This window comes from Allobosea sp. Leaf344 (assembly GCF_001426225.1).
Classification (GTDB): Bacteria; Pseudomonadota; Alphaproteobacteria; order Rhizobiales; family Beijerinckiaceae; genus Allobosea.
Genome location: NZ_LMRT01000016.1, coordinates 313,039 through 327,272, shown reverse-complemented (window position 1 = coordinate 327,272; position 14,234 = coordinate 313,039). Strand labels below are relative to the sequence as shown.

Annotated in this window: 13 protein-coding genes; 9 read left to right on the top strand and 4 right to left on the bottom strand. The window is 68.0% G+C overall.

Annotated features, from left to right (window positions below):
• The first annotated feature begins 104 nt into the window (after positions 1–104).
• The 6 genes from ASG72_RS19770 to ASG72_RS19745 all read left to right on the top strand — a co-directional run bounded on the left by ASG72_RS19770 (position 105) and on the right by ASG72_RS19745 (position 5,453).
• Complete coding sequence (locus ASG72_RS19770) at positions 105–656, top strand: NUDIX domain-containing protein (RefSeq protein WP_056716363.1); 552 nt, start codon at positions 105–107, stop codon at positions 654–656.
• Positions 657–785: 129 nt separating this feature from the next.
• On the top strand, positions 786–1,700 hold the full coding sequence (locus ASG72_RS19765) for a hypothetical protein (protein ID WP_156396064.1): 915 nt from the start codon (positions 786–788) through the stop codon (positions 1,698–1,700).
• Between the two features lie 816 nt (positions 1,701–2,516).
• Positions 2,517–2,798 (top strand): metal-sensing transcriptional repressor, encoded by a 282-nt coding sequence (locus tag ASG72_RS19760; RefSeq protein WP_056716357.1) that lies wholly within the window; start codon positions 2,517–2,519, stop codon positions 2,796–2,798.
• A gap of 22 nt (positions 2,799–2,820) precedes the next feature.
• Positions 2,821–3,933, top strand: a complete 1,113-nt coding sequence (locus ASG72_RS19755; RefSeq protein WP_056716355.1) for an S-(hydroxymethyl)glutathione dehydrogenase/class III alcohol dehydrogenase — start codon at positions 2,821–2,823, stop codon at positions 3,931–3,933.
• 186 nt (positions 3,934–4,119) lie between these two features.
• On the top strand, positions 4,120–4,956 hold the full coding sequence (gene fghA, locus ASG72_RS19750) for an S-formylglutathione hydrolase (protein ID WP_056716350.1): 837 nt from the start codon (positions 4,120–4,122) through the stop codon (positions 4,954–4,956).
• Between the two features lie 86 nt (positions 4,957–5,042).
• The gene (locus tag ASG72_RS19745; RefSeq protein ID WP_056716348.1) at positions 5,043–5,453 is read left to right on the top strand and encodes a low affinity iron permease family protein; all 411 of its coding nucleotides are present in this window, start codon (positions 5,043–5,045) and stop codon (positions 5,451–5,453) included.
• Between the two features lie 11 nt (positions 5,454–5,464).
• Here ASG72_RS19745 and ASG72_RS19740 read toward each other — a convergent pair whose 3' ends face one another.
• The gene (locus ASG72_RS19740) at positions 5,465–6,232 is read right to left on the bottom strand and encodes an SDR family oxidoreductase (RefSeq protein ID WP_200939981.1); all 768 of its coding nucleotides are present in this window, start codon (positions 6,230–6,232) and stop codon (positions 5,465–5,467) included.
• Between the two features lie 167 nt (positions 6,233–6,399).
• Between ASG72_RS19740 and ASG72_RS19735 the strand changes: the two genes are divergently transcribed.
• On the top strand, positions 6,400–7,437 hold the full coding sequence (locus tag ASG72_RS19735) for an L-idonate 5-dehydrogenase (RefSeq protein WP_056716345.1): 1,038 nt from the start codon (positions 6,400–6,402) through the stop codon (positions 7,435–7,437).
• 8 nt (positions 7,438–7,445) lie between these two features.
• Here the strand turns inward: ASG72_RS19735 and ASG72_RS19730 are convergent, their stop codons facing one another.
• Positions 7,446–9,119 (bottom strand): formate--tetrahydrofolate ligase, encoded by a 1,674-nt coding sequence (locus ASG72_RS19730; protein WP_056716608.1) that lies wholly within the window; start codon positions 9,117–9,119, stop codon positions 7,446–7,448.
• A 265-nt stretch (positions 9,120–9,384) separates the two neighbouring features.
• On the opposite strand from ASG72_RS19730, the gene ASG72_RS19725 reads away from it, so the two are divergent.
• Together ASG72_RS19725 and gpmI are read left to right on the top strand one after the other, a co-directional pair.
• Positions 9,385–9,987, top strand: coding sequence for a hypothetical protein (locus tag ASG72_RS19725; protein WP_056716343.1), 603 nt, complete (start codon positions 9,385–9,387; stop codon positions 9,985–9,987).
• A 115-nt stretch (positions 9,988–10,102) separates the two neighbouring features.
• Complete coding sequence (gene gpmI / locus ASG72_RS19720) at positions 10,103–11,617, top strand: 2,3-bisphosphoglycerate-independent phosphoglycerate mutase (RefSeq protein ID WP_056716340.1); 1,515 nt, start codon at positions 10,103–10,105, stop codon at positions 11,615–11,617.
• A gap of 72 nt (positions 11,618–11,689) precedes the next feature.
• Here the strand turns inward: gpmI and ASG72_RS19715 are convergent, their stop codons facing one another.
• Positions 11,690–12,565 carry an outer membrane beta-barrel protein gene (locus ASG72_RS19715; protein WP_056716337.1) on the bottom strand — a complete coding sequence of 292 codons (876 nt, stop codon included), beginning with the start codon at positions 12,563–12,565 and terminating at the stop codon, positions 11,690–11,692.
• A 309-nt stretch (positions 12,566–12,874) separates the two neighbouring features.
• Complete coding sequence (gene glmM, locus ASG72_RS19710; RefSeq protein WP_056716334.1) at positions 12,875–14,218, bottom strand: phosphoglucosamine mutase; 1,344 nt, start codon at positions 14,216–14,218, stop codon at positions 12,875–12,877.
• Positions 14,219–14,234: the final 16 nt, after the last annotated feature.

Genomic DNA, 14,234 nt, shown 5'->3' with positions numbered 1-14,234 from the left:
CCCCTCTCCTTACAGGAGAGGGGTACCCCGCGCCCTTCATGCAAGGTTGGCTCGAGCTCATTCGGCGCCCACGCCCCCCCTGACGAATCGGCTAGGCTTCGGCGATGAGCTTCCTCGCCCGCCTCGCCGACACCGTGACCCGCTACCTCGCCGAGGTGGCGGAGCCGCGCGAGCATCTGGCGCTGCTGCGCTGGCAGATCGGCCAGGGCCATGCGCTCGACCAGCGCACCACCTTTCCCGGCCACGTCACCACTAGCGCCATCATCCTCACGAGCGATCACAGCCAGGTGCTGCTGATCGACCATGTCGTCATCGGCCGCTGGCTGCAGCCGGGCGGCCATTACGAGCCGGCGGAGCTGTTTCACCTGTCGGCGGCGCGCGAGGCGCGCGAAGAAACCGCCGTCGCCGGCCTGCGCCTGCATCCCTGGCATGGCGGCGGCGACATCCCCTTCATCATCGACAGCCATGACGTGCCGGGCAAGCCGGCGCGGGGCGAACCGCCGCATATCCATCACGATTTGCAATATCTCTTCCTCGCGGATGGCGACCGAAACCTCAGCCCGCAAATCGAGGAGGTGCATGCGGCGGCCTGGAAACCGATCTTTGAACTGGAGGAAATCGCACCTCGCGCTCTGCGAAGACTGCCGAAACCATAGGCAAACCTGGCGAAACCGTGTTCTCGCTACAACAGTGACGGACTTAAATCTTCCCTTGCGTCATCTGATCTGGCGATGACCCTGCGGCTGGCTCAGGATGTGGAACCGTTTTCCAACCGGATTCCCGACATGCCCACGCTTCCGCTTCGCGCCGCCGCCCTCGCCTCGCTCCTCCCCCTCGCCTTCACCCTGGGTGCCGCGGCCGCCGATCTGCCCACCCGCAAGGGTGCGCCGGCGGCTCCGGCTCCCGCCGCCTCGGTCTGCACCGAGAGCGAAGGCATCCCGACCGATGCGTTCGGCTTCACTACCGGTTCCGACGTCGCGGAGCAGGGCTCCTTCGGGCCGAGCCTGACCTATGGCGGCGCCTTCGGCACGCGCACCGGCCGGTCCAACGGGCATGGCGCCACGCTGCAGGGCTCCTTCGGGCTCGTCCCCTGCCTCGAACTCGGCCCCTACCTCCAGGGCGCCTTCACCGATGCGCGCGCGGACGGGGTCAGCGCCGATTCGCGGGCCTATGGTGCCGGTATCGAGATGAAGTACCGGCTGCTCGGCCGCGATGTGCACGGGTTCGGCGTGACGGCGGTGATCGACCCGAGCTGGAGCCGCACCGATCCCAAGACGGGCGGCCAGTTCAACAGCTACAATACCGGCCTGCGCCTGTTCATCGACAAGACGCTGGTCCCGGGCAAGCTCTATGCGGCGCTGAACCTCTCGCATGACCTGACCTGGACCGGGCCTTCCCCCTATGGCCGCTCGTCGACGCTGACCATCGCCGGCGCCCTCGCCTGGCAGCTGGTCGAGAACGTCTATCTCAGCGGCGAGCTTCGCCATCAGCGCCGCTATGACACGCTCGGCTTCAGCAAGGAGGCGGGCTACGCAACCTATGCCGGCCCCGGCCTCTACTGGCAGGCGACGAAGCAGCTCGCGCTCAGCGCCGCCTATAATGTCCAGGTCGCCGGCAAGGCGAAGGGCCAGCCGGGCGACCTCGACCTCACCAATTTCAGCCAGCATCTGGTGAAGGTGAAAGCCGCCTACAGCTTCTGAAGCGACGGGATCGCACAGGCCGGCGGCGTCGCCGGCGCATTCAGCGACGAGGGCCCGCGCCCTCGTCGAACCCGGCTGTGAGGATCGAGCTGACAGGCCGCTGTTGGAGGCGCGGGTGGAGCCCGCGCCTAGAAGAAGGAGGCTCCGGCAGACCTCTCGTCCGGGGAGCGGGTGTTCAGCGCCCTTGGCGCGTGCTCCGGCAGGCTCGCGGGGCGCTCCGGCAGCCGTGGAGACGGCCGCTGCGGCCTCCTCGGCACGCTACGTCCCCTGGATTGCTTCGCTCCGCTCGCAAGGACGGTGGGGACAGCCGGTCGAATGAGCGCGGCGGTCCGTCCCCCTCGCCCTGGTGGTGAAGCAGCCTCGGGGCAGATCCGGATCTGGAAACGCTGCTTCGCCGCCCCGCCGCTTCGCCGCCGCCCCGCCTCGCCGTCGCCCGCCGCTTTGCAGTTGCACCGCCCCGCCGCCTCGCCGTCGCCTCGCCGCCCGCCCCGCCCTGTGCCGCCCCGCCGCCTGGCCGCCCCGCCGCCCCGCCGTCCCGCAGCCTCGCCGACCCGCCGCCCCGCCGTCCCGCCGCTTTGCCGCTTCGCCGCCGCCCCGCCGCCGCACCGCCTCGCCGTCGCCCCGCCGCTTTGCAGTTGCTCCGCCCCGCCGCCTTGCCGCTGCACCGCACCGCCTCGCCGCTTCGCCACGTCCCCCAGGCACCTCCCCTCCGCTCTCGCTCCAGGCCAACGCCCTGCGCGCCTCCTGCGGGCCGATTGACAGGCCGGGGGCGCCCGGCCTAGCGTCGGCGCGAGCATACTCCACCCCAGTATCCTGATGCCGCATACGCCCGAAGAGAAAAAGCGCGCCATCGCGCGGCTGCGCCGGATCCGCGGCCAGGCCGATGCGCTCGTGCTGGCGGTCGAGCGCGGCGACCCCTGCGGCTCGCTGCTGCAGCAGCTCTCGGCGCTGCGCGGCGCGGCGACCGGGCTGATGGCCGAGGTGCTGGAGAGCCATCTCCGCGATACTCTGCGGCAGCAGGCGGGCTCGCCCGCGGCGCAGACCACCGGAACCGACGCCGACGCGATCATGCGCGTCATCCGCCCCTATCTGAAATGACCAAAGCACGAGGGAACGCCCGATGAAGACACGCGCCGCAGTGGCCTGGGAAGCCGGCAAGCCGCTCACCATCGAGACCATCGAGATCGGCGGGCCCAAGCCCGGCGAAGTGCTGGTCGAGGTGATGGCGACCGGCATCTGCCACACCGATGCCTATACGCTCTCGGGCCTGGATTCGGAGGGCAAATTCCCGGCCATCCTCGGCCATGAGGGGGCGGGTATCGTCCGCGAGGTCGGCGCCGGCGTCACCACGCTGAAGCCGGGCGATCACGTCATCCCGCTCTACACGCCGGAATGCCGCAGCTGCAAAAGCTGCCTCTCGCGCCGCACCAACCTCTGCACTTCGATCCGGGCGACGCAGGGCCAGGGCGTGATGCCGGACGGGACCTCGCGCTTCTCCTGCGACCAGGGCGAGATCTTCCACTATATGGGCTGCTCGACCTTCGCGAACTTCACCATCCTGCCCGAGATCGCGCTCGCCAAGGTGCGCGAGGACGCCCCCTTCGACAAGATCTGCTATATCGGCTGCGGCGTCACCACCGGCATCGGCGCGGTGATCTACACCGCCAAGGTCTGGCCGGGCGCCAATGTCGTGGTCTTCGGCCTCGGCGGCATCGGTCTCAACGTGATCCAGGGCGCGCGCATGGTCGGCGCCGACAAGATCATCGGCGTCGACATCAACCCGGCCAAGCAGGAGATGGCGCGCAAATTCGGCATGACCGACTTCATCAACCCGAAGGAGGTCGGCAACGACAAGGTCGTCCAGGCCATCGTCGATCTGACCGGCGGAGGCGCGGATTTCTCCTTCGACGCCACCGGCAATACGGCGGTCATGCGCCAGGCGCTGGAATGCTGCCATCGCGGCTGGGGTGAATCGATCATCATCGGCGTCGCCGAAGCGGGCAAGGAGATCGCCACCCGCCCCTTCCAGCTGGTGACCGGCCGGGTCTGGAAGGGCACCGCCTTCGGTGGCGCGCGCGGCCGCACCGATGTCCCGCGCATCGTCGACTGGTACATGGAGGGCAAGATCAACATCGACGATCTGATCACGCACAAGCTCAGCCTCGACGAGATCAACCACGGCTTCGACCTGATGCATGAGGGCAAGTCGATCCGGTCCGTGGTCGTCTATTGAGCCGTCGCTTTTTGGCCGCATCGCTGCGCCACTAAGCGATCCCCCCGGCAGCGCATGGCACCGCCACGGTGCCTTGCCTGCGGACGCGCCATCGATCGGGAGGACGAGCGCGGAGATCATGCCCGCATGATGTCCGGATCGCCCTCCAGACGCGCCTCCTCAGAGGAGCGCGCCAAAGGAACCCGCATGGAACTCCTCTCCTCCTCGAAAGCCTTCGGCGGCTCCCAGCGCGTCTATCGTCACCAGAGCAGCGTATGCGCCTGCCCGATGAGCTTCGCGATCTTCCTGCCGCCGCAGGCCGAGGAAGCCCCCGTCCCGGTGCTCTGGTATCTCTCGGGCCTGACCTGCTCGCACCAGAACGTCATGGACAAGGGCGAATACCGCGCCGCGGCGAGCGCCAACGGCATCGCCATCATCTGCCCGGACACCAGCCCTCGCGGTCCCGAGGTCCCCGACGAGCCGGAAAATTGGCAGTTCGGCGGCGGAGCCGGCTTCTATCTCGATGCGACGCAGGCTCCCTATGACCGGCACTACCGGATGGAGAGCTATGTCAGGGACGAGCTGCCCGCCCTCGTCGCGGAACATTTCCCGCTCGACATGGAGCGCCAGGGCATTTTCGGGCATTCCATGGGCGGCCACGGCGCCATCACGCTCGCCCTGAAGAACCCAGGGCGCTACGGCTCCGTCTCGGCCTTCGCACCGATCAGCCAGCCCATGACGGCCGGCTGGTCGCGGCCGGCTTTCGAGAAATATCTCGGTGCCGACGAGGCGAGCTGGCGCGCCTATGATTCGACCGCGCTGATTGCCGACGGCCATCGCGTCAGGGATCTGCTGGTCGACCAGGGCACCGCCGACGGCTTCCTGCAGGAAGGGCTGCGCCCCTGGCTGCTGGAGATCGCCTGCGCCCAGGCCGGGATCCCGCTGGAGCTGACGATGCGCGAGGGCTACGACCATTCCTACAACTTCGTCTCGACCTTCATGGCCCAGCACATCGCCTGGCACGCGCAGCGGCTGAAGGCCTGAGCCGGCGACGTTCCGGCAACCGAAACGTCTCGCCTGCGTTGTTTCGACGCGCCGCCGCCCGAGCGGCGCGGACAGGACCAGGCGCCATGGCTTACACCACCGAAGGCATCACCGATCGCTCGCTCTTCACGCGGCTGTCGCAGGCGACGGCGCGCTGGGCCGGAAAGCCGCAGGTCTTCTTCATCGCCTTGTCGGTGATCGTGATCTGGGGCGCTTCGGGCCCGTTCTTCGGCTTCAACGATACCTGGCAGCTGGTGATCAACACCTCAACCACCATCATCACCTTCCTGATGGTGTTCATCATCCAGAACAGCCAGAACCGCGACACCGCGGCCATGCAGATCAAGCTCGACGAGCTGATCGTCAATCTGAAGGGCGCACGCCAGGAGCTGCTCGACCTCGAGGAGCTCGACGAGGACAAGATCGAAGCGATCCGCCAGGATTTCGAGCGCCGCGCCGCCAAGGCCCGTAACGGCCGCCCGATCGGCGATTGCTGAGGGCCGCCGGCTCAGACCACCGCGGTGAGCCCGCCATCCACCATCAGCAGATGGCCGTTGACATAGTCGGACGCGGCCGAGGACAGGAAGATCGCGGCTCCGACCAGCTCTCGGGTCTCGCCCCAGCGCCCGGCGGGCGTGCGCGTCTTCACCCAGTTCGAGAACGCCTCGTCGGCGATCAGCGCCTTGTTGATCTCGGTGGTGAAATAGCCGGGGCCGATCGCATTGGCCTGGATGTTGTGCTTGCCGAGTTCGGCCGCGAGCCCGCGCGTCATCATCTTCACCGCGCCCTTCGAGGCGGTATAGGGGATGATGGTGGCGCGGCCGAGCTCGCTCATCACCGAGCCGATGCTGATCACCTTGCCGCGCCGGCGCGGCAGCATGCGCTTCGTCACCGCCTGGGTGACGTAGAACACCGAGTGCAGATTCGTCGCCATCACCTCGTGCCAGCCCTCGACCGGAAACTCGGTGAAGGGCGCGCGCTTCTGCATGCCGGCATTGTTGATGAGGATGTCGATCGGCCCGATCTCCTCCTCGATCCGCGCCACCGCCGCCTCGACCGCCGCCTGGTCGGTGACGTCGAAGGGGGCGACCGAGACCGGGCGCCCGGCGCCGGCGATCGCCTCCGCGGCGCGCTCCAGCTTGGCGCGGTCGCGCCCGTTCAGCACCACATGCGCGCCCGCCTCCGAAAGCCCCTCCGCCAGGGCCAGCCCGATGCCCTGGCCCGAGCCGGTGACGAGAGCGACCTTGCCGGCCAGGCTGAACAGCGACAACGACATGGGCATCCTCCGCTTGTGAACGGTCGCTGCAGTTTGCGTTTGCACCAGCGGCCTTCCGTTCGGTATGCATCTTTCAAACGATTAGACAACAGCAGCGGCAGCACCGGCAACCTCGCCCGACGGGCCTGGCCGGAGCGCCGGCATCACTGGAAGAGCTGAGAGAGCCCATGCGCGCCGTTGTCATCCATGCCGAGAAGGATCTGCGGGTCGAGCCGACGACGGCTCCGGAGCTGGGCCCGCTCGACGTCCGCGTCCGGATCGAGGCCGGCGGCATCTGCGGCTCCGACCTGCATTATTACCTGCATGGCGGCTTCGGAACGATCCGCGTGCGCGAGCCGATGATCCTGGGTCATGAGATCGCCGGCACGGTCGAGGCCGTCGGCGGCGAGGTCGGCCGGGTGAGGCCCGGCGACCGTGTCGCCGTCAATCCGAGCCGCTCCTGCGGCCGCTGCCGCTATTGCCAGATGGGCCAGCAGCAGCATTGCACCGACATGCTGTTCTATGGCTCGGCGATGCGCTTTCCCCATGTCCAGGGCGGTTTCCGCGATGTGCTGGTCGTCGAGGAGCGCCAGGCCGTCAAGGTCGCCGCAGGCGTCAGCGCGGCGATGGCGGCCTTCGCGGAGCCGCTCTCGGTCTGCCTGCACGCCGTCAAGCGCGCCGGCCCGCTGCTCGGCAAGCGGGTGCTGGTGACCGGGTCCGGCCCCATCGGCATCCTCACCGTCATCGCGGCCAGGGTGGCCGGCGCCGCCGAGATCGTCGCGACCGACGTGGTCGGCGGGCCGCTCGCCACCGCCCGTAAGATGGGCGCCGCCGCAGCCATCGACGTCATGGCCGAGCCGGAACGGCTGAAAGCGGAGTTCGGCGCCGAGAAGGGCGCCTTCGACGTGATGTTCGAGGCGTCGGGCAATCAGCACGCGCTGGCCGGCGCCTTCGAGGTGGTGCGGCCGGGCGGGGTGATCGTGCAGATCGGCGTCGGCGGAGCCTTCACTTTGCCGATGAACGTGCTGGTCGCGAAGGAATTCGACCTGCGCGGCTCGTTCCGCTTCCATGAGGAGTTCGACTGGGCGGTGCAGATGATCGGCTCCGGCGCCGTCGACCTGTCCCCGCTGCTGACCGCCTCCATCCCGGTCGAGCGCGCCGTCGAGGCTTTCGAGCTGGCAGCCGACAAGTCGAAGGCGATGAAGGTGCAGCTCGCCTTCGCCTGAGCGGAGCCTCAGAACAGGCCCTCTATCCGCCCCGCCGCATCGATATGGATACGCTCCGCCGCGGGCTGCCGCGGCAGGCCGGGCATCGTCATGATGTCCCCGCAGATCGCCACCACGAAGCCGGCGCCGGCGGAGAGCCGCAGCTCGCGGACGGGCACGATATGGCCGCTCGGCGCGCCGCGCAAAGCCGGATCGGCCGAGAAGGAATATTGCGTCTTGGCGACGCAGACCGGAAGATCGCCATGGCCGGCGGCTTCCAGCTCGGCGAAGCGGGCCCGGACCTTCGCATCGGCCGAGAGGCCGGCTGCGCCGTAGATCTCGCGGGCGATCGTCTCGAGCTTGTCCCAGAGCGGCATCGCATCGGGATAGAGCGGCGCGAAATCCGCCTGCCCGCTCTCGGCCAGCGCCACCACCTTGTGCGCCAGCTCCTCGGTACCGGCGCCGCCTTCCGCCCAGTGCCGGCAGATCACCGCCTCGACACCCAGCGTCTCGCGGCAATAGCGCCCGATCAGCTCATGCTCGGCCGGCGTATCCGTGGTGAAATTATTGATCGCGACGATGGCCGGGACCCCGAATTTGCCGATGTTCTCGACATGCCGGGCGAGGTTGGCGAGGCCGCCCTGCAGCGCCGCCAGATCCTCCTGGCCCAGTGCGTCCTTGGCCGCCCCGCCATGCATCTTCAGCGCGCGCACGGTGGCGACGACGACCGCCGCCTGCGGCTTCAGCCCGGCCTTGCGGCATTTGATGTCGAAGAATTTCTCCGCCCCGAGATCGGCCCCGAAGCCGGCTTCGGTGACCACGTAATCGGCCAGCTTCAGCGCCGCGCGGGTGGCGATCACGGAATTGCAGCCATGGGCGATGTTGGCGAAGGGCCCGCCATGGACGAAGGCCGGCGTCCCCTCCAGCGACTGCACCAGATTGGGCATGACGGCGTCCTTGAGCAGCACGCTCATCGCCCCCGTCGCCTTGAGGTCCTGTGCCGTGACCGGGCTCTTGTCGCGCCTGCGCCCGACGACGATGCGCCCGAGCCGCGCTTCCAGATCGTCGAGATCGGTGGCCAGGCAGAAGATCGCCATCACCTCCGAGGCGACGGTGATGTCGAACCCGTCCTCGCGGGGAAAGCCATTGCCCGCGCCGCCGAGCGAGGAGACGATGGCGCGCAAGGCGCGGTCGTTCATGTCCATCACCCGGCGCCAGGCTATGGCGCGGCTGTCGAGGCCGAGCCCGTTGCCCCAATAGATGTGGTTGTCGATCAGCGCGGCGAGCAGGTTATGCGCGCTGGTGATCGCGTGGAAATCGCCGGTGAAATGCAGGTTGATCTGCTCCATCGGCACGATCTGCGCGTAGCCGCCGCCGGCCGCTCCGCCCTTCACCCCGAAACAGGGGCCGAGCGAGGGCTCGCGCAGCGCGATCATGCTGCGCTTGCCGATCCGCGTCAGCCCGTCGCCGAGCCCGACCGTCGTCGTGGTCTTGCCTTCGCCAGCGGGTGTCGGGCTGATCGCGGTGACCAGGATCAGCCGGCCGTCGGGCCGCTCCGCGAAGCCGGGGATCTCGCCGGTATCGACCTTGGCGATATGCTTGCCATAGGGGTGGAGCGCCTGCGCCGGTATCCCGGCCCGTTCGGCGATCGCAGCGATGGGCTGCAATTCCGCCGCACGGGCGATCTCGATATCGCTGGCCATCCACATCCTCCGGATTCGTCAGCCGGACAGTGCGGGGCAATGGCAGCTCTGCCAAGGGCTTCCGCCCGGAGCAGGGAGGTTTTCAAGAGGAGGATGAGGCCGGACCACGCCGCCCGAGCCGCGCGGTTGCGGCCTACGCCGGCTTGCGCGTTCTGCGCGCGGCGGATCACGTCCCTGTGAGGGGGGACCGGCACAAGAGGATAGCGCCTGCCAATCGACTGCGAGAGCACCCACATGTCTCCAGCCAGATCAGGAGCGATGATCGATGACGGCCCCTTCGCATGCGCCGACGCGCCGCCAGCTGACCGCCCGGCTCTCGGCATTCGGACTGGCCAGCCTCGCTTTGCCTAGCCTCGGCGGAGCGCGGGAGCTGCCAGCGACACCATCTTGCGAGGGTTCGGCAGCGCGCACACGGCAGCAGACAGAAGGGCCCTTTTATGCTCCCTCCTCGCCCTTGAAACGCGATCTACGCGGCGACGGGCCGGGCGAGGCGCTGGTGCTCTCGGGCTTCGTGCTGACACAGCAGTGCCAGCCGCTCGCCGGAGCGCTGGTCGATCTCTGGCATGCCGATGGCGCCGGCGCCTATGACAATGAGGGCGACCGGTTCCGCGGCCACCAATTCACCGACGCCGAGGGGCGCTACCAGTTCATCACCCGCATTCCGGGCCTCTACCCGGGCCGCACCCGTCATTTCCACGTCAAGGTCAGGGCCGACGACCGCAGGCTGCTGACCACCCAGCTCTATTTCCCGGATGATCGCGAGGCGAACCACCGCGACGGCATCTTCCATCACAGCCTGCTGATGCAGGTGACGCGGGCCGGACAACGCGACCGGATCGGGCGATTCGATTTCGTCCTGGCGGCCTGAGCTTCGGCCACCGCTCCCTCGGCATGGCGGACCTCGCCCCCCTCCCCACCCTTTCCTCCGCGGCGGGGGACGGAGTATGAGGGACGCCCTATCGCCGACCCGGAAGGACCACGCCATGCCGCCACGCCCTGTCATGCTGATGATCCTGGACGGATGGGGCTGCCGGGGCGATTCAGCCAGCAATGCGGTGAAGCTGGCGAGGACCCCGCATTTCGACCGGCTCTGGGCCGCCTCCCCGCATGCGCAGCTCAAGACCAGCGGTCTCGATGTCGGCCTGCCCGAAGGCCAGATGGGCAATTCCGAGGTCGGCCATCTCAATCTCGGCGCCGGCCGCGTCGTCATGCAGGATCTGCCGCGCATCAACCAGGCGATCAGCGACGGCACGCTGGCCGGCGCCGTCGCCGGTTCGGGGCTCGTCGCGGCGCTCCAGGCGAGCGGTGGCGCCTGCCATCTGCTCGGGCTCGTCTCGCCGGGCGGCGTTCACGCGCATCAGGATCATGCGGTCGCTCTCGCCCACATCCTCGTCGCGGCCGGCATTCCCGTGCGCGTCCATGTCTTCACCGATGGCCGCGACACGCCGCCCCAATCGGCCGCCGGCTACATCGCCGCCTTCGCGGCCGCCCTGCCGCCGCAGGCCGAGATCGCCACGGTTTCGGGCCGCTATTTCGCGATGGATCGCGACCATCGCTGGGAGCGCGTGTCGCAGGCCTGGGAGGTCATGGTGCTGGGCGAAGGCCGCCGCTTCGCCGATGCGCAGGCGGCGATCGCCAGTGCCTATGCCGAGGGGGTGACCGATGAATTCATCGTCCCGGCCGCGATCGGCTCCTATGCCGGCATGCGGGACGGCGACGGGCTGCTGAGCTTCAATTTCCGCTCCGACCGGATCCGCGAAATCCTCGACGCCGTCCTGCAGCCGGATTTCCAGGGGTTTCCACGCCCCCGCCTTCCCGCCCTGGTCGGCGCCGTCAGCATGACCTCCTACAGCGCCGAGCTGGATCAGCGGATGAGCGCGCTGTTCGCGCCGCAGACGCTGGCGCAGGGCCTCGGCGAGACCGCCTCACGCGCCGGGCTGCGCCAGCTGCGCATGGCGGAGACGGAGAAATATCCGCATGTCACCTATTTCTTCAATGGCGGCGAGGAGACGCCCTATCCCGGCGAGGACCGGATCATGGTGCCGTCCCCCAAGGTCGCGACCTATGATCTCCAGCCGGAAATGTCAGCGCCGGAGCTGACCGACAGGGCCGTCGCCGCGATCCGCTCGGGCCAGTATGACCTGATCATCCTCAACTTCGCCAACCCGGACATGGTCGGGCATACCGGAGTGCTCGCGGCGGCGATCGCGGCGGTCGAGGCGGTGGATACGGGGCTGGGGCGGATCGCCGATGCCGTCATGGAATGCGGCGGGGCGCTGCTGGTGACGGCCGATCACGGCAATTGCGAGCAGATGGTCGATCTCGTCACCGGCAAGCCGCATACCGCCCACACCACGAACCCGGTGCCGATGATGCTGATCGGCGGCGGTGGCGCCACGCTGGCCGATGGCCGGCTCGCCGATATCGCGCCGACCCTGCTGGCCCTGCTCGGCCAGCCGCAGCCGGATCTGATGACCGGGCACTCGCTGCTGCGCTGAACGGCCGCCCATGGCAGAACGGCGCGGACCGGGAGGTCCACGCCGTCTGGTCGAGACGATTACGTCGGTGCGTCAGAACTTGCGCACGGTCGGCGGGTAATAGGGCGCGACGCGCTCGGTCGGGCCGCAGCAATCGGGCTCGCCGAAATTCCAGCGCATGCCGATCTTGAAGTCGTGGCTCTCCAGCTCCTTCACCTTGAGCGGCGCGTAGCTCTGGTTGAGGAAGGCGTTCTGGATGCGGCCGGACTGGGCCTCGCCGAGGTTCAGGTAGCGATAGCCGGCTTCCAGCGTCAGGTTCTTGTTCACCTCATAGCCGACACCGGCCATCAGCGCCCAGGCGACGCCGGACTTGTCGCCATTGCCGGCGGTGCCGAGCGTGGCGGAAGACGGCCCGCCCGCGAAGACGATGCCCTGGTCGGTCATGCCGCTGATGGTGTTGGTGGCATAGCCGATGCCCGCGCCGATATAGGGGGTCAGGCAATACCAGGTGCCGAGATCGACATAGGCGTTGAACAGGGCGACCATCGAGCTGATGTTGCCCTTGTAGCTGTTGCTCTGCTGGACGATGCCGAAGCCGTTATTGTAGGTCAGCTTGTCGTTGACGCTGAAATGCGCGCCGCCGCGATATTCGAGCGTGCCGTCGACGCGGAACCAGTTGTTGAAGCGATAGCCCAGGCCGGCGCCGGCGAAGACCGTCGTGGTGTCCCCGGCCCCGAAGAAGGTGCCGTTCACGCTGGCGACGTCCTGCTGGTAGTATTTGCTGGTCTGCAGCTGTCCCACGCCGATATCGCCGCGCAGATAGACGCCGGACGAGATCGTGCCCTTCAGCCCGAGCGTCTCCGGCGGAGGCGGCGGCGGAGACGAGATCGGGAAATCAGCGGCACTGGCGAAAGCAGGCACGCCGAGCGCCACGGCGCTTGCCAGCGCGAGAGTTTTCAGGCTGCCCATTGGCAGTGTCCTTCGTGTTTTGCACGGCGCAAACGACGCAGCCCGCGCGAGTTACCGACACGAAGACAATGGCGTGAATTTCTTAAACGAGCCTTAACCCTAAGGATTAACCTGAAAAATTGCTGAAATCGCCTGCTCTAGAAATGAATACTTAACCATAAAAGCCAGCTAGTCAGAATTCATTAAGGAAGATTACCCGGACCATAACCGGATCGGCGGCGGGCCGGGCTCCCGGCCGGGCGGATAGCCGCGCCGGCGCTACGGGGCCTTGCTCCGCCCCGGCACGGGCCGGGGCCGCCGCGTCGCGGCTCAGGCGGCGGCCTTGGTCACCGCATCGACGACGTCGTCGACCGCCCGCAGGACCAGGTCGCGATCATCGCCCTCGGCCATCACCCGGATCACCGGCTCGGTGCCCGAGGGACGAATGACGAGGCGCCCGCTATCGCCCAGCAGGACCCGCGCCGCCTCGATGGCGGTGACGACGGGCTTGGCCGTCAGCGGCTGGCCCTGTTTGTAACGGACGTTCTTGAGGATCTGCGGCAGCGGCTCGAAGCAATGGCAGACCTCCGAGACCGGCTTGTCCAGCCGCTTGACCACGGCCAGCAATTGCAGCGCCGCGACCAGCCCGTCGCCCGTCGTGGCGTAGTCGGACAGGATGATGTGGCCGGACTGCTCGCCGCCGAGATTGAAGCCGTTGGCGCGCATATGCTCCAGCACATAGCGATCGCCCACCGCCGTGCGGGCCATCGAGAGGCCGAGCCCCGCGAGATAGCGCTCGAGGCCGAGATTGGACATGATCGTCGCGACGATGCCGGGCTGCGCCAGCCGGCCATCCTCCAGCCAGCTGCGCGCGATCACCGCCATCAGCTGGTCGCCATCGACGACCTGGCCCTGCTCGTCGACGATCAGCACCCGGTCGGCGTCGCCATCGAGCGCGATGCCGATATCGGCGCGCAATTCGCGCACCTTCTGGATCAGCGCTTCCGGATGGGTGGAGCCGACATCCTTGTTGATGTTGAAGCCGTCGGGGTCGACGCCGATCGCGATCACCTCCGCGCCGAGTTCCCACAGCGCCTCGGGCGCGACCTTATAGGCGGCGCCATTGGCGCAATCGACGACGATGCGCAGCCCTTCCAGGCTCATATTGCGCGGCAGGGTGCGCTTGGCGAATTCGATATAGCGGGCATGGACGCTGTCGATGCGCTTGGCCCGGCCGAGATTGGCCGAGGAGGAGAGATGCGCGGAGAGGTCTGAATCGAGCAGGCTGGTGATCTTCGCCTCGACCTCGTCGCTGAGCTTGTAGCCATCGGGCCCGAACAGCTTGATGCCATTGTCTTCATAGGGGTTGTGCGAGGCGGAGATCATCACGCCGAGATCGGCCCGCATAGAGCGCGTCAGCATCGCGACCGCCGGCGTCGGCATCGGGCCGAGCAGCATCACATCCATGCCGACCGAGGTGAACCCGGCCACCATCGCATATTCGATCATGTAGCCGGAGAGGCGGGTATCCTTGCCGATGACGACGCGGTGGCGATGGTCGCCACGCTGGAAGGCGATGCCGGTCGCCTGCCCGACCTTCATGGCGAGGTCCGGCGTGATCACGCCGTTGGCGCGGCCGCGAATGCCATCCGTGCCGAAATATTTGCGAGTCATGGTCCGTTGTCCTGTC